This window comes from Halomonas sp. ALS9 (genome assembly GCF_001651035.1).
Lineage (GTDB): Bacteria > Pseudomonadota > Gammaproteobacteria > Pseudomonadales > Halomonadaceae > Vreelandella.
The window spans coordinates 71381-85577 of record NZ_LXRG01000011.1; the positions used below are offsets into that span (position 1 = coordinate 71381).

Here is a 14197-nt window from a genome sequence, read left to right on the forward strand (position 1 = left end):
CGCAGCAGGGCCGGGGGTTGTGGCCACCCGGCCCTGTAACGGCGTTACGCTATTATTGAGTGTTTACACTCATTCTTCGCTGGGCGCTTCACCAAACCACTTGGTGTAGATCTCATCGTAAGTGCCATCTTCACGCATAGCAGCCAGTGCTTCGTTGGTGGGTTCTACCCACTCACTGCCCTTGTGGAACACGATGCCGTACTGTTGGCCTTCATATAGAGGGCCGACGACCTTGGTACGGCCTTCGCCACGGGTCTGCGAGAAGTAGGAGACGTTAGGAGCGTCGTAGAGCACTGCGTCGACGTTGCGGCCTAGCAGCGCCATGTACATGTCAGCAGTACCTGGGAAGGGAGTAATGTCCGCATCTTCGCCGAGTTCTTGCTGCAGGTAGTCGTAGCTTGTGGAACCAATTTTGGTCCCGACGGCGAGGTCTTGAAGGTCTTCGAGTGTTTCGACGCTGTCATTATCGGCGCGCACAATAATGCGCAGACCTGAATCGTAGTAGGGGTCGGAGAAATCGACGACTTGTGCACGTTCTTCGGTAATGGTCGTACCGGCTATAGCGATCTCTTGGCTACCGGTTTGCACGGCAGGAATGATGCCGGAGAACTCCATGGTCGTAAGGTTGACTTCAAAGCCTGCGCGTTCGGCAACTTCGTTGATGATATCCATATCGAAGCCGACCATTTCGCCGGTTTCTTGATCCATCATTTCAAACGGCACAAAGCTTGGGTCAGTGGCCACGTTCACCGATGGCGTTTGGGCCATGGCGGCAGTGGCGCTGCCCAATCCCAGTGCGAGAGCCAGTGTGGTTTTGGTAAGGCTGAGAGGTAGTGCTACTTTCATAAGTTTCCCCGTGCTTTGTTTGGCTGTTGGCGGGTTACCAAGCGGGTTTCACCGTTTGATACTCTTTATAAACCGCTATTTAAGCCGTTGTTGACCTATTAACCTTGGCGAGAAACCGCCAGGGCGTCAAGTCACGGGGAGCGCTGTGAGCCAACGCTGTTTAGACCATAAAGGAGGCGCCGCAGCCGCAGGTGGTAGTGGCGTTGGGGTTTTGCACGCGAAAACGCGCGCCCGCCAGACCCTCTTCGTAGTCGACGGTGGAGCCTACCAAATATTGGTAAGAGAGCGGGTCAACCACTAAGGCAGCGTTGCCAAACTCAATCACAGTGTCATCGTCGGCGACGTTTTCGGCAAAGTCGAAACCGTACTGAAAACCCGAACAGCCGCCACCGGTCACGTAGACCCGTAGTTTAAGGGATGGATTATTTTCTTCTGCAATCAGCGCATTAATACGTTTACGTGCGCTATCAGAGAGCAGTAATGGGGTAGGAACAAAGGCTTCTGCACCGCTCATGGGTACCTCCCGCGAGCTTTAAGAACGAATAAATCGGCATTGGGGGGTGATTATGGGTAATTCCCAGCAAATTGGTCAACTATTGCTGGGAATTAGTTTGGTGAATCTTAGCTTGCAGCTCTTAGCTGGCGAGGGCAGGTTTCCGCGAGGGCGCTGTGAACCCGTCCATGGGCGCTACTTTCGACATCTGACCGCCATGGATGGCGGAAATGCCGGAATTGTCGGGAACATTATTCCGGCCCTGGAAAAAGACCTTCGCTTCAACCTGCCCTCGCATCACGTTAACTGCCTTGGTCAAGAACCCCTTTGAGGTACACTCTGGATGCTGGTTTTGGTGAGGTGTTTAGGGCATTAATGCAGGGGCGGTGAGGCCAGTGTTCTCTTCAAAGCCAAACATCAAGTTGAGGTTCTGAATCGCCTGGCCCGAGGCGCCTTTGACCAGGTTATCGATCACCGACAGCACCACGACTGTGTTGCCATTGTTAGGCCGGTGAACCGCTAAACGGCAGGTATTGATGCCTTTGACACTGCGCGTTTCAGGATGGCTTCCCGCAGGCATTACATCGACAAACGGCTCGTCGGCATAGCGCTGCTCAAACAGTGCCTGCAGATCGCCGGGTTCAGCGGTTAGCTGGCCGTAGAGCGTGGCGTGGATACCGCGAATCATCGGCGTTAAGTGGGGCACAAAGGTTAAACCCACCTTAGATTGCTGGATGTCCCTGAGTCCTTGGCTAATTTCCGGTAGATGGCGGTGGCCGCCTGCGCCGTAGGCTTTCATCGACTCGCTGGCTTCGGCGAGCAGTGAACCCACTTTAGCGCCGCGCCCAGCCCCAGTAACGCCGGATTTACAGTCGGCGATCAGTTGGCTTGTGTCGATTAAGCCTGCTTCCAATAGCGGCAAATAACCGAGCTGAACGGCGGTGGGGTAGCAGCCGGGAACAGCAATCAAGCGTGCGGTTTTGATTTTTTCGCGGTGCATTTCCGGCAGCCCGTAAACCGCCTCTTGCAATAGTTCCGGGGCGCCGTGGGCCTGGTCGTACCAGCGGCTCCACTCGTCGGCATCACGCAGCCGGAAGTCGGCCGACAGGTCAATCACCCGAGTGCCGTTTTCGAGTAGCTCCCCCGCCAGGGCGTGGGCAACGCCGTGGGGGGTGGCGAAAAATACCGCATCCATGGCGCCCAGCTGTTTGGCATCCGGCTCGCTAAACGCCAGGGTGTCGTAATGGCCGCGTAGGTTGGGGTACATATCGCACACTTTGACGCCCGTTTCCGAGCGCGAGGTAATCATGGCGACGTTGACGTGGGGGTGCTGGGCGAGTAGCCGCAGTAATTCAACGCCGGTGTAACCGGTACCGCCAACAATGCCGACCTTAATCACAAATCACTCCTTGCGGGTTACGCAGAACGGTTTTCATATTAGCTTCAATTATTACAGACTCAGTTATTACAGCCTAAGCGGATTGCTGCGCGCTGTCGAAGCTTAGCAGTCTATGATACACAAGGGAGTGGAAACACAAGAACTGATAACCAGGAAGGTCGCTGTGGCGCGTTTTTCCCGATCGGACTTTACCTTAGAGAGTTTTCGTCGCCAGTTGGCTAACGTCGACGCCTTGCCGCAACTCTGTTTGCTGGGGCTTATCTCGGGGATTATTACCGGTGCTGTGATGGTGGCGTTTCGGCTGCTACTGGAAGCGGGCGCTGCACTCTATATGACCGATGGCGACCCCGAGGCGTTTGAGAGCATGGCGCCCTGGCTGCGCGCGCTGCTACCCATGCTAGCGGTTACATTAGTGGGTGTGCTGCTATATAAGCAAAAACCGGCAGCGCGCAAGCTGGGGGTTGGTCATGTCATTGAGCGGCTGACCTACCATCAAGGCCGTTTTCCATTACGTAACTGGCTAAATCAGTGGTGGGTGGGGGTTCTCGTAGTGCTAGGTGGTCTCTCCGCGGGTCGTGAAGGTCCGGCGATTCACTTGGGAGCAGCAGCGTCTAGCGGTCTCGGCCAGCAGATGCGGTTACCCAATAATAGCCTGAGAGTGCTCGTGGCGTGCGGTACCGCAGCGGGTATTTCCGCCTCCTTTAATACGCCGATTGCGGGGGTGATCTTCGCCATGGAAGTGGTGATGATGGAGTACACCTTGATGAGCTTTATGCCGGTCATCTTGGCCTCGACAATGGGGGCGCTGGTGGCGCAGTTAGCCTACGGTAATGAACCCGCCTTCCGCATTCCTGAGATAGCGCTTGGCTCGCTTGTTAACTTACCCTGGATTGTGATCACGGGGCTGGTAATTGGCTTACTCGCTGGTCTGTTTATCCATATTTCACGCAGTCAGCGGATTATCCAGTGGCCGCTTTGGCTTCGACTTGCATTAGTGGGGGTGGCAACGGGCGTGGTGGCCTGGTGGTTCCCCCAGATTCAAGGCATCGGCTATGACAGCGTGGCGGCGGCACTCAATAATCAGTTGGAAATTAAGGTGCTGCTGGCGCTGATGATCGCCAAATTGCTGATTACCGCACTAACCGTTGCTGGGGGTGTCCCCATCGGTATTATTGGCCCGGTGCTGGTAGTGGGGGCTGCCACGGGCGCGCTGTTTGGTTTGCTGGGGGGGTGGCTGTGGCCAGCGAAAGCCGCTGACCCAGGTATTTACGCGATGCTAGGCATGGCCGCGATGATGGGGGCGGTGCTGCAAGCGCCCCTGGCCGCGCTCATGGCGCTTTTGGAGTTAACCCACACGCCGAGTATCATGCTGCCTGGCATGTTGGCGGTGGTGGTGGCGTGCTTAACCTCGCGTCAATTGACTGGCTGTGAAGGGTTTTTTATCAGCACGGTGCGCTACGGACTGCACCCGCTTCAGCAGCCGTTAATGCAGGCACTCTCGCGGGTTTCGGTGCCAGCGGTGATGGAGCGCCAGTTGGTGCGCACCGAGCGAATGATCACCCCTGAAAAGGCCCGGCAGCTACTCGAAACTAACCCTGTATGGCTGGTGATTGAGCGTTCGAGCGAACAAAAACCGGTGCTGGCGCTCAAAGCTGCTGAGTTGGCGCGCTGGCTGCTTGAACACGATGAGGCGCTAGCGGGGCAAGAACCGCCTGTGGATGAGCTGATTGACCTACTGGAAATTCCAGGGCAGCGTTTGGAGTTGGCGCCGATTGGCTTACAGGCGACGCTTTCCGAAGCGTTTCTAAAACTTCAGGATGATGCCTTAGGAGCGCTCTACGTTGTTCACGGTTATCGTCCAAAGCAGCGGCGTATTTCAGGTATCATCACCCGTGGCGCCATCGAGCGTTATTATCACTACACTGATCCACGCGGTGCCGATTCCCGTGGCACTGATACGTAGGGGTATAATTTTCGAGTGTCTGATTTAAAAACGATTATGCTCAAGACCTAGATTTTCCTGACCTAGATTTTTAAGACTTAGATTTTCAAAAACTAGCTTTTCCAGACCGAGACGCACGCGAGAAGGATTCATCGCTTTAAGGAGCAACAATGTACCTATGGGTGAAGGCTATTCACTTAATGGCAGTAGTGACGTGGTTCGCTGCGCTGTTCTATTTACCAAGGCTTTATGTCTATCACGCTACCGCGCGGGATAACGGCGATAAACAAGCTATTAGCTATTTCAAAACCATGGAACGCAAACTCTACCGTGGCATCATGACGCCATCGATGATCGCGGTACTGATTTTCGGTGGTTGGATGCTTTACCTGGTGCCCGAATGGTTTAGCCAGGGCTGGATGCACGCCAAGTTGGCGCTAGTGGTGTTGCTAATCGCCTATCATCACGTCTGTTTGATCTATTTGAAGCAGTTTGCCCAGGATCGTTGTACCAAAGGTCACGTGTTTTTCCGCTGGTTTAACGAAGCGCCAGTGATTGCGCTGGTGGTGATTATACTGCTCGCCGTTGTGAAGCCCTTTTGATGCGCCAACCGCTTCCTCCCGTTGTATTGGTACTCGCTGGACACGACCCGACGGGTGGCGCAGGGTTAATCGCTGACAGCGAATCTATTGCTGCCTGCGGCGGCTGGGCAGTCACGATTCCCACCGCGCTGACAGTACAAAATTGCCATAATGTGACGCGCGTGATCCCTGCTGATCCTACTGCGATGCGCCAAATGGCCGAGGCGATTAGTGAAATGCAGGTAGCAGCAATTAAGGTTGGTTTACTCGCTGACGAAGAGACCCTGCGCGCCGCGGAGCAAATTATTCGCCGTTTCCCTGGCATTCCCGTGGTAGCGGATCCGGTTTTTAAGGCCGGTGGCGGAACTGAGTTATCCACACCTGCTTTGCGACAACTGTTTATTGATCGCCTGCTGCCGCTTGTGGATATCTTAACTCCCAATCGCGCTGAGCTGGCACAACTCACCCCTGATATCATCACGCCTTTCGATGATACCGCTCGCGCGGTGGTACTGATGTCACAGGGGTGCCAAGCCATTCTGGTAACGGCGACGGATGAGCCGCTGCCCGGCAACGATCAGCAGGTAGTGCATACCTTGCACTCGCCGGATACCACGCGTCAGTGGCAGTGGCCACGTTTGCCCGAACTGTTCCATGGCTCTGGCTGCACACTGGCATCTGCCATTGCAGCTCGCCTTGCTGTGGGTGAGCGCTTACCAACTGCTTGTGAGCAGGGGCAGCACTTTACTTGGCAAAGTCTATCTCAAGGCTTTCAACCGCCCAGTGGGCAGTGTTTGCCGCAGCGTTTATCACGGCCTGTCCGTTTTTAATCCTATCTTCTGTACGCCATTGACCGAGAGGATGCCATGACTACATCAGCTGAACTGTTTGATCTTGCCAGTCGCCATATACCGGGCGGGGTCAACTCACCTGTCCGAGCGTTTAAAGGCTTACACCGTCCGCCGGTCTTTATGGAACGCGCACAAGGTGCCTTTCTGTTTGACGTGGAAGGCAATCGCTATGTGGATTATGTCGGTTCCTGGGGGCCCATGATCACTGGGCATGCCGATCAGGACGTACTGGCAGCCGTTCGGGCGCGATTGGATAACGGCCTATCCTTTGGTACCCCTACCGCCGTCGAAACCACCATGGCGGATTTGATCTGCGAGATGATCCCTTCCATGGATATGGTGCGCATGACCAGTTCCGGCACCGAAGCCACCATGTCGGCGATTCGCCTGGCTCGAGGCACCACCGGCCGGGATAAAATCGTTAAGTTTGAAGGTAACTACCACGGCCACTCCGATTCGCTGCTGGTAAAAGCAGGCTCGGGTGCACTCACCCATGGCGAACCCAGCTCCCCGGGGGTACCCGCTTCGCTGGCGGAACACACCATAACCCTGTCGTTTAACGATCCCGAAGGGGTTGAGGCGTGCTTTAGCGAAATTGGCGATCAAATTGCCTGCATCATCGTTGAGCCTGTTGCAGGCAATATGAACTGTATTCCGCCGCAGCCAGGCTTTTTGGAAACCCTGCGTCGGGTATGTAACGAACACGGCAGCGTGCTGATTTTTGATGAAGTGATGACCGGTTTTCGTGTGGCGTTAGGCGGTGCCCAGGCTCACTACGGCATAGTTCCTGATCTAACCTGCCTGGGAAAAATTGTCGGTGGTGGTATGCCAGTAGGCGCCTTCGGCGGCAAGCGCGAGATAATGCAAAATATTTCACCGCTTGGGCCAGTTTACCAAGCGGGCACGTTGTCGGGTAATCCCTTGGCGATGGCGGCAGGCGTTGCGCTATTGACCAAACTACAGGTTCCAGGCTTTCACGATGCGCTCACTCAGCGGGTTAACACCCTGTGTACGGGTCTTCAGGAGCGAGCCAATGCGGCACGGGTACCAATGATGACGCAGTCGGCGGGCGGTATGTTTGGGCTCTTCTTCACTTCGCAAAGCCGTGTGGATAACTTTGCCCAAGCCACCGCCTGCAACCCTGACGCCTTCCGGCGCTTTTTTGGCGCGATGCTTGATCACGGCGTTTACTTGGCGCCTTCCGCCTACGAGGCAGGCTTTATGTCCAGCGCCCATACCCCGGAAGATATTCAGTTCACCCTGGATGCTGCAGAAAAAGCCTTTGCCGTTATGTAACTGCAAGTAACTAAAAGCCCGCTATACTACAAGAGCCGCTCACCTTGAGCGGCTCTTATGTTAGAGAGCTACACTCATGACACGATCAACGGCTTGGCGATACATGATCTGCGCAGCGGGGCTGCTAACCTGCTTCCCGCTGGCTGCACAGTCGCCTCAGGAGCAGGATATGACCCAGATCCACATCACTATGAGCGGTTCGCCGGGCGCCGAGTTTTCCGCCCACTGGCGGATTACCCACGAAGGTGAAACCACCGAGCACGTTGAAGAGAGCGGGACAGTACCTGCTGAGTACACTTTTACCGGTACAGAGCTGGAAGGCACGGTAAAACTGTTAAGTGATGATGAACGGCTAGAGGTGGATATTCAAAAAGGCAGTAACCGGTCGCGTTCATCGACTCAGGGGGCGGGAGGTACATTGACGCTGATGATTCGTTAATGTCTAGCTTCCATTTAAGCGATAAAAAAACCGCCCCGTAGGGCGGTTACTTATATTAAGAGGTGCTTACCACTGTGTGGAAATAGCGGAGTTGTTGTTCCCCACTTGAGAATGAGTGGCTGCTGCTGCTGCACCGTAAGTATGGTTTTGACGGATAGTTGATACGTTGTTACGGCCACTTTGAAATACATCTGCCATATGTCCATCGCCACCTTGGTAAATGTAGGAAGCACTTAGATCCGCTGCAATCTGAATGACTTTTGCTTCATTATTATTGCCATTTTGATGAACAAAGCTCCAAGTTTCATCGGTGTTATATGCCTGATAGACGTCGGATGAGTTATTATCGCCGAACTGCTCAACGATAGAATCGCTCAGGCTAGTGTTCCAAAACTGAGCAACGGTAGACTCGTTGCCATGTCCATTTTGGTGAACATAAGAATCATTACGCTCCCCACCTTGCTGTATTACCTTCGATTTGTTGGCATCGCCTATTTGCTTAACGATAGACTCATGCTCATTGCCGCTTTGGAATACATAGGAAGTATTGTCATTTCCTTTTTGAGTTACACGAGAATATTGTGCATCTCCATACTGATCAGTTTCAGCATTATTATTATTACCTTGCTGAGTAATTAATGAAGTACGCATATCGGCTCGATTAAATCCGTTCATCCCTGAGCGAATGTTTTCTTGGCTATTAAAAGTTGGATTCGATCCTGCGTTAGCACTGTTGTTGATAGTAGAATCTTGGTAGTCGCGAGCTTGAGCTGAGAAGCTAAGAGCAAGAGCGATGGCGGCAGCGATAGTAGTGATTTGAGTTTTCATGGTGTTTCCCCTTTTTTGGATCTACTTGCTTTGGTATTAACTGAGAAGCTGGATGCGACTCAGTAGGTATCGATAGCGACCGGTCGTGCATTGCCCGAGTAGTTTTGTTGTTCGACGCTAATGCTGCGTTGGCCACTGCCCGATTGTGAAATTGATATATCTCCGCTAATACCTAATTGGTGGATATCAGCTCTAAAAGAAGAATTGTTACCCTGTTGTGAAATATTGGCAGCGTTATCATTACCTACCTGCCAAATTACGCCAACATTGTTTCCATTGCTCTGTGTAATATTTGCTTGATTATTATTGCCACGTTGATTGATATGCGAAAAATTAGCGAATTGATAACGTGAAGAACGTGATTGGGTTACATTAGCTTGATTGTTATAACCTTGTTGTTGAATAATACTAACGTTTCCCTGTAATACCGAGTTATCGACTTGTGCTGCATATTGAGCAACTCGTGAACCTTCTTCTAAATTTGTTGAAAAGGAACCGTTAGCTTCGGCTGTCGTTGTTGCTATCATCATAAAAACGACTGCCACAATAGAATAGTGCCAGTTTTTATTTTCTTTACACTTTGTAATTTTGTAGCCGGATGAAGTTTGCATCTCTTGTCCCTTTGAAACTAATTGTATCTTTTTGTTTCATTGGTTGAGTTTGGACTAATTAGAAATATTTTCTATCGTATTTTTTCTTAATAATTAGTTTATATATTTAATGATTAATGCTTCATAGCTGATTATTTTTTTGATTTCTTATTAACTATATTTTTAATACTATTATTTATTATGAATAAAAAAGCTGCTCATTGAGCAGCTTTAATTAATGTTGCTAATACTTTTAATTTTTTTATAAAAGTAAATTTAAAGCATTGGTATCGAGGCGTTAAGGTATTCGCTTAAAATAGTATCTTGAATGTTTGCATCTGGTGCCAGATTCCACAGTTGGTTTTCAATACCTCTTGCAATGAGGTGAATTACAGAAGATTCAATCGCTGACATGACCGCTAACTGAACCGGTTCATTCGTGGTAAGTCCTACTTCAGCCTCTAGTAAGCGACGGAAGTCGATGAAACGATAGACTCCTGCTCGCATCTCTTTAGAGTAAATTGTTTTTGTAGTGGTTACGTTAGCTAATACTTCCCCGGTAGATATCTCAACCGCACGTAAATTGACGGTTACCTGATCAACCTGGTACTGACCTGAGGCGCCAATACCGAAATATTCAGCGCCAGCTCCCCCTGTGCGAACGTTGGATTCATAAGCGATTATGCCGCCTTCCAACATCACTGAGGCTGCACGAAGTGACGGCAGTGTATCGGGCTGGCCGAAGCGTTCGAACTCAGCGCGGATAATGCGTCTCTCGGTAAGCAGGTTTTGTAAACCCACACGCTCAAGGGGTATAAACCAGCCAGAATCTGCCAGTGCACCGGTCAGCATTGCTGCGGCACCTTGAGTGACAGCGGTCGAGAACGTGCTGGCGGGCGCCGGGCGATATTGGCCAGTTTGATCGCGGAAGTCATAAACTGAAACAAAAATGCGTCCAGCCGGTGGCGGTAAAGAGACGAGGTCTTGATAAGTTGCGCCCCTTGGAGTGAGCGTTGGTTGCGCACCTTCTAAGTTTTCAGACGTCGCGACCATTCCTGCACAGCCAGAGAGTATACTGGCTAGCATTATTGATATAATAATTTTCATGATGTTCCCCTGACAAAACAGGTTGTGTTTGCTTTTTTAAATTTCTTCTTTAACTAACTTTTAAGGGTTAAATAGGCCACCCACGCTGATCTCTGTAACGTCACCGGTTATCTTATCAACAACGCGTACGACTAGCTGGCCACTATTATCACTAACAACGACCCCGAACTCATCACTATCGAAACTTCCCTCACTAACCTCACCGCGACTAACGTCTGAAATCAGCTGGGAAATAAGCCTGCTCTCCAAGTTTTGTAATAAGCGTTCAGTTGAAGAAAGACTTTGAAAACTACGTGTATTAGGATCTTTATTTGTATCTTGAGCCTGCGCTTTGCCTAGTAAATAGCTACCCACAAAGGGATCGCCGCCGAAAGAAGGATTAAGGGGCTTGTAAATTAAATCCCCAGCTTGAGCTGTTGCGCAGAGCACCCAGGCCAACCCAATTACGACTAAGCCTTTTTTTATAGCTTTTTTCATTAGAATAACTCCTCTTTCCCCAAGTCTTTATCGGAAGACACCGCTGCGGATAGTTGTTGTTCAATCAGGGCTCTTTCGACGGTTTGCACGGCTTCCCCGGCGGCACGATCTGCTTCATTGATCTTTGGGGAAAGCTGCGTACGGAAATACATACGGTTTCCTTCCATCACCCATACTTGGCTTCCCCATCGTGCATCAGGGCGCTCATTAATGGTGATAGTGGCATTGCCGATAATCAGGTTATCCATTGCTCGCTGACTAAAGGCGCGATAGAAAGTTTTACCGGCCATGGTGATCGTGCGATCAACCATGACGCCGGTTAGCTCGCTTCCCCCGTTAGCGTTGCCGCGCATTTCAGGACCATCAGGGCTAGAAAGCTGATTAATAGCGTTAATTGCTTCTTGTTCGTTGGCAGGCAATGCATCTGCAGCGTCGGCCGGCTCATTGGCCAACGCTGAAGACGATATGATCCATACAGCCACGATGAAAAAGCCGATGGTTAAGCGGTTAATTGATGACATGACAGCGACCCTTGCGCTTTAACGTTACCGGTGGCGTTGCAGGCTGCGTGCGGTTTCAATATTGGGCAGAATTGGCCCCAGGTTCTGATGAATCCAATTAAGCGCCTGAATACGGTTGTGAACGTTAATTTTGCGAAAAATATTGTAAAGGTGAGACTTAACGGTGTGCTCACTAACAAATAGCTTTTCGGCAATTTGTTGATTAGAAGAGCCTGCGCTGAGTAGAGAAATAATCTCCATCTCCCGGTTTGTTAGTCCACAGGCGGGACGGAAAGCATTACTTTGGTATTTGCGATAAAACAGGATTAAACGCGCCATTAAATCTCTTGACATCCATAGCTCTCCTTCGAGCAGCGAGTGGATACCTTTACAAATCACCTCAAGGCTTTCATTGCGATAAAACACGCCTTTTAACTGAGCGCACGAGAGCGCTTCAAGGGCGTGATCCATATCGTGAATGTTGAAGGCGGCTAAGGGCGTTTTAGTTAGCGCATCGGGTAACTTATCTTGCCACTCTGGTAGTGCATCAATGCCAATATGATCGCTGTCAATGAGAATTAGCAAGTTGCCTGAGGCGGAAACAGGCAACGCTGCATGGGGAGGATGGATACTTATTTGGCAGCCGGTGTGCTTATTCAAGTACTCAGCAAACAGCTGTACTTGGGGACTTTTTTCGGTAACCACATACACCGTACCGATAGACTTTTCCTGCGACATTGGGTGGCCCTCGTGGAAAGAAAGAGTGAGCAGGTGACCATTGAAGTGTTGACCATAAGATACGTTTCGTAAAGTTTTGTTATTAAATATTTGGTAAAAATATTTTCACTGCCGTTTATTTCTCTGTTTTTATTTTTTTATTTCTATATTTAACAAATGCTTATTGTTTGTTAAGCAATAAATTAATTATCAGAGCGCGAGATACGTTATGTAACATTTTGATGGCTTTTGATACCACCAGTGAGCGCGTAAACTGAAGCTCTACTGTTTGGAGTGCGTATCATGGCCGCCGTCAATACCCTTGTTCTTGCCAGTGGCAATGCAGGAAAACTAAGAGAATTCAACCAATTACTTTCGCCTTTAGGGTTCGATGTGCGTCCTCAGGCAGATTTTGGTGTCACTGATGTTGAAGAGACGGGGCTAACCTTCGTCGAAAATGCGCTATTGAAAGCGCGTGAAGCGAGTCTTGTCAGTGGATTACCGGCATTAGCTGACGATTCCGGACTTGAAGTGGACGCGCTGAATGGGGCGCCCGGTATCTATTCCGCTCGGTATGGTGGTGAGCCCAAAAGCGATGAGAAAAACAATCAGACGTTGTTAGCCGCACTAAGCGACTGTGCTGAGGGGCAACGTAGTGGCCGTTACTGGTGTGTGCTGGTCTATTTGCGCCACCCGAAAGATCCGGTACCGGTCATTGTGCAACGCAGTTGGGAAGGCGAGATTCTGGCTCATCCCAGAGGAGAGGGAGGATTTGGCTATGATCCGCTGTTCTGGTTACCTGATCAGGGTATGAGCGTGGCTGAGCTACCCAGCGAAAGTAAAAATCGCCTTAGCCATCGTGGTCGTGCGCTGCAAGGCTTGGTGGAGTTATTGAAGGTGGCGCATGGCTGATACGCTGCCGCCGCTCTCTCTCTACATCCACACACCTTGGTGTGTCCGTAAATGCCCGTACTGTGATTTTAATTCTCATGAGCCAGGGACGCACGGTTTCACGCCCCGGGACTTACCTGAAGCCGCTTATCTTGAGGCTCTGTTACAAGACCTGGACGGAGACCTTGCCTTAGCAGCCGGGCGAAAAATTCAGACCATTTTTATCGGTGGGGGCACTCCTAGCCTGCTGTCTCCCGCGTTTTATGATCGCTTACTGGAAGCGATTGAAGCCCGTTTACCCTTTGCGACGGATATAGAAATTACCTTAGAGGCGAATCCAGGTACCACTGAGCAAGAGCGTTTCATTGGTTACCGTGCTGCCGGCATTAACCGGCTCTCGCTGGGGATTCAAAGTTTTCAGCCCCATCAACTGCATGCATTGGGGCGAATTCATAGCGGTGACGAAGCGATCACTGCGGTCGCACAGGCAAGACGGGCGGGCTTTACCAACATTAATATTGATCTTATGCACGGTTTGCCCGACCAAACGCCTCAATTGGCGATGGATGATATTGCCCAAGCGCTGGCATTGACGCCTGAACATCTCTCTTGGTACCAGTTGACTCTTGAGCCTAATACCGCTTTCCACTCCCAGCCTCCGGTGTTGCCAGAGGAAGAAGCGCTTTGGGATATTCAAGACAATGGACATCAGCTCTTAGAGCAGGCGGGTTTTAGACGCTACGAGATTTCTGCTTACGCTAGGGTTGACCATCAGAGTCGCCATAACCTTAACTACTGGCAATTTGGTGATTACCTTGGAATTGGCGCTGGTGCCCACGGCAAGCTTAGCCATATTGACGAAAACGGGCAATGGCGCATCGAGCGGCGCTGGAAAACCCGGCAGCCGGACGCTTATTTAAAGCGAGCGGGTGATTTGCGTGGTTTTATAGCCGGTAAGCAGCTTATAAAAGCGGATGAGTTACCTTTGGAGTTTGCCATGAATGCGCTACGGCTTACTGATGGCGTGGCGCTTGAGACATGGAGCGCTTATACCGGGCTCCCCACTGCTATGTTACTGACGCGTTTACAAACTGCCGAGAAAAAAGGACTTTTGATGCAAATGCCTGAAAAACTCCGTGCATCACCTCAAGGTCTATTATTCTTGAATGAGTTGCTGGCATCAATCTGTGACGATAGCGCTTTGGTGAGAGACCAGCGATGAATAAAAAGATGTCCCGAA

Annotated in this window: 16 protein-coding genes; 7 read left to right on the plus strand and 9 right to left on the minus strand. The window is 51.0% G+C overall.

Annotation, left to right across the window (positions count from 1 at the left end; all coding sequences use genetic code 11):
* Nucleotides 1-69 precede the first annotated feature (69 nt).
* The 3 genes from A6R74_RS00390 to argC all read right to left on the minus strand — a co-directional run bounded on the left by A6R74_RS00390 (nt 70) and on the right by argC (nt 2738).
* Nucleotides 70-846, minus strand: a complete 777-nt coding sequence (locus A6R74_RS00390) for a transporter substrate-binding domain-containing protein (protein WP_064232406.1) — start codon at nt 844-846, stop codon at nt 70-72.
* 160 nt (nt 847-1006) lie between these two features.
* Nucleotides 1007-1360 (minus strand): iron-sulfur cluster insertion protein ErpA, encoded by a 354-nt coding sequence (gene erpA, locus A6R74_RS00395; protein WP_007112206.1) that lies wholly within the window; start codon nt 1358-1360, stop codon nt 1007-1009.
* Between the two features lie 343 nt (nt 1361-1703).
* Nucleotides 1704-2738: an N-acetyl-gamma-glutamyl-phosphate reductase gene (gene argC / locus A6R74_RS00400; RefSeq protein WP_064232407.1), complete on the minus strand. Its 1035-nt coding sequence runs from the start codon at nt 2736-2738 to the stop codon at nt 1704-1706.
* A 163-nt stretch (nt 2739-2901) separates the two neighbouring features.
* Here argC and A6R74_RS00405 point away from each other — a divergent pair, with 163 nt between their 5' ends.
* From A6R74_RS00405 to A6R74_RS00425, 5 genes are all read left to right on the plus strand, one after another.
* The gene (locus tag A6R74_RS00405; protein WP_064232408.1) at nt 2902-4701 is read left to right on the plus strand and encodes a chloride channel protein; all 1800 of its coding nucleotides are present in this window, start codon (nt 2902-2904) and stop codon (nt 4699-4701) included.
* Between the two features lie 149 nt (nt 4702-4850).
* Nucleotides 4851-5282: a protoporphyrinogen oxidase HemJ gene (gene hemJ, locus A6R74_RS00410; RefSeq protein WP_064232409.1), complete on the plus strand. Its 432-nt coding sequence runs from the start codon at nt 4851-4853 to the stop codon at nt 5280-5282.
* The gene (gene thiD / locus A6R74_RS00415; protein WP_064232410.1) at nt 5282-6091 is read left to right on the plus strand and encodes a bifunctional hydroxymethylpyrimidine kinase/phosphomethylpyrimidine kinase; all 810 of its coding nucleotides are present in this window, start codon (nt 5282-5284) and stop codon (nt 6089-6091) included. The genes hemJ and thiD overlap by 1 nt, the downstream gene beginning before the upstream one ends.
* Nucleotides 6092-6127: 36 nt before the next feature.
* Nucleotides 6128-7408 carry a glutamate-1-semialdehyde 2,1-aminomutase gene (hemL, locus tag A6R74_RS00420; RefSeq protein ID WP_035582399.1) on the plus strand — a complete coding sequence of 427 codons (1281 nt, stop codon included), beginning with the start codon at nt 6128-6130 and terminating at the stop codon, nt 7406-7408.
* Nucleotides 7409-7484: 76 nt separating this feature from the next.
* Nucleotides 7485-7847 (plus strand): hypothetical protein, encoded by a 363-nt coding sequence (locus tag A6R74_RS00425; protein ID WP_240488123.1) that lies wholly within the window; start codon nt 7485-7487, stop codon nt 7845-7847.
* 66 nt (nt 7848-7913) lie between these two features.
* Here A6R74_RS00425 and A6R74_RS00430 read toward each other — a convergent pair whose 3' ends face one another.
* From A6R74_RS00430 to A6R74_RS00455, 6 genes are all read right to left on the minus strand, one after another.
* Nucleotides 7914-8675 (minus strand): hypothetical protein, encoded by a 762-nt coding sequence (locus A6R74_RS00430; RefSeq protein ID WP_064232411.1) that lies wholly within the window; start codon nt 8673-8675, stop codon nt 7914-7916.
* Nucleotides 8676-8734: 59 nt separating this feature from the next.
* A complete protein-coding gene (locus tag A6R74_RS00435) occupies nt 8735-9286 on the minus strand; it encodes a hypothetical protein (RefSeq protein WP_082906529.1) in 552 nt (183 codons plus the stop codon).
* Nucleotides 9287-9541: 255 nt separating this feature from the next.
* Nucleotides 9542-10372, minus strand: coding sequence for a CsgG/HfaB family protein (locus A6R74_RS00440; protein WP_064232412.1), 831 nt, complete (start codon nt 10370-10372; stop codon nt 9542-9544).
* Between the two features lie 60 nt (nt 10373-10432).
* Nucleotides 10433-10849 (minus strand): curli assembly protein CsgF, encoded by a 417-nt coding sequence (locus A6R74_RS00445; protein ID WP_064232413.1) that lies wholly within the window; start codon nt 10847-10849, stop codon nt 10433-10435.
* The gene (locus A6R74_RS00450; protein WP_064232414.1) at nt 10849-11370 is read right to left on the minus strand and encodes a CsgE family curli-type amyloid fiber assembly protein; all 522 of its coding nucleotides are present in this window, start codon (nt 11368-11370) and stop codon (nt 10849-10851) included. The genes A6R74_RS00445 and A6R74_RS00450 overlap by 1 nt, the downstream gene beginning before the upstream one ends.
* Before the next feature lie 24 nt (nt 11371-11394).
* Complete coding sequence (locus tag A6R74_RS00455; RefSeq protein WP_064232415.1) at nt 11395-12087, minus strand: response regulator transcription factor; 693 nt, start codon at nt 12085-12087, stop codon at nt 11395-11397.
* Between the two features lie 282 nt (nt 12088-12369).
* Here A6R74_RS00455 and rdgB point away from each other — a divergent pair, with 282 nt between their 5' ends.
* Both rdgB and hemW read left to right on the plus strand, forming a co-directional pair.
* A complete protein-coding gene (rdgB, locus tag A6R74_RS00460) occupies nt 12370-12978 on the plus strand; it encodes an RdgB/HAM1 family non-canonical purine NTP pyrophosphatase (RefSeq protein ID WP_064232416.1) in 609 nt (202 codons plus the stop codon).
* Nucleotides 12971-14179: a radical SAM family heme chaperone HemW gene (gene hemW, locus A6R74_RS00465; RefSeq protein ID WP_064232417.1), complete on the plus strand. Its 1209-nt coding sequence runs from the start codon at nt 12971-12973 to the stop codon at nt 14177-14179. The genes rdgB and hemW overlap by 8 nt, the downstream gene beginning before the upstream one ends.
* Nucleotides 14180-14197 lie beyond the last annotated feature (18 nt).

Coding starts and splice junctions, on each gene's coding strand:
- A6R74_RS00390 (WP_064232406.1), bottom strand. CDS start 846: ATGAAAGTAGCACTACCTCTCAGCCTTACCAAAACCACACTGGCTCTC.
- erpA (WP_007112206.1), bottom strand. CDS start 1,360: ATGAGCGGTGCAGAAGCCTTTGTTCCTACCCCATTACTGCTCTCTGAT.
- hemJ (WP_064232409.1), top strand. CDS start 4,851: ATGTACCTATGGGTGAAGGCTATTCACTTAATGGCAGTAGTGACGTGG.
- thiD (WP_064232410.1), top strand. CDS start 5,282: ATGCGCCAACCGCTTCCTCCCGTTGTATTGGTACTCGCTGGACACGAC.
- hemL (WP_035582399.1), top strand. CDS start 6,128: ATGACTACATCAGCTGAACTGTTTGATCTTGCCAGTCGCCATATACCG.
- A6R74_RS00425 (WP_240488123.1), top strand. CDS start 7,485: ATGACACGATCAACGGCTTGGCGATACATGATCTGCGCAGCGGGGCTG.
- A6R74_RS00430 (WP_064232411.1), bottom strand. CDS start 8,675: ATGAAAACTCAAATCACTACTATCGCTGCCGCCATCGCTCTTGCTCTT.
- A6R74_RS00435 (WP_082906529.1), bottom strand. CDS start 9,286: ATGCAAACTTCATCCGGCTACAAAATTACAAAGTGTAAAGAAAATAAA.
- A6R74_RS00440 (WP_064232412.1), bottom strand. CDS start 10,372: ATGAAAATTATTATATCAATAATGCTAGCCAGTATACTCTCTGGCTGT.
- A6R74_RS00445 (WP_064232413.1), bottom strand. CDS start 10,849: ATGAAAAAAGCTATAAAAAAAGGCTTAGTCGTAATTGGGTTGGCCTGG.
- A6R74_RS00450 (WP_064232414.1), bottom strand. CDS start 11,370: ATGTCATCAATTAACCGCTTAACCATCGGCTTTTTCATCGTGGCTGTA.
- A6R74_RS00455 (WP_064232415.1), bottom strand. CDS start 12,087: ATGTCGCAGGAAAAGTCTATCGGTACGGTGTATGTGGTTACCGAAAAA.
- rdgB (WP_064232416.1), top strand. CDS start 12,370: ATGGCCGCCGTCAATACCCTTGTTCTTGCCAGTGGCAATGCAGGAAAA.
- hemW (WP_064232417.1), top strand. CDS start 12,971: ATGGCTGATACGCTGCCGCCGCTCTCTCTCTACATCCACACACCTTGG.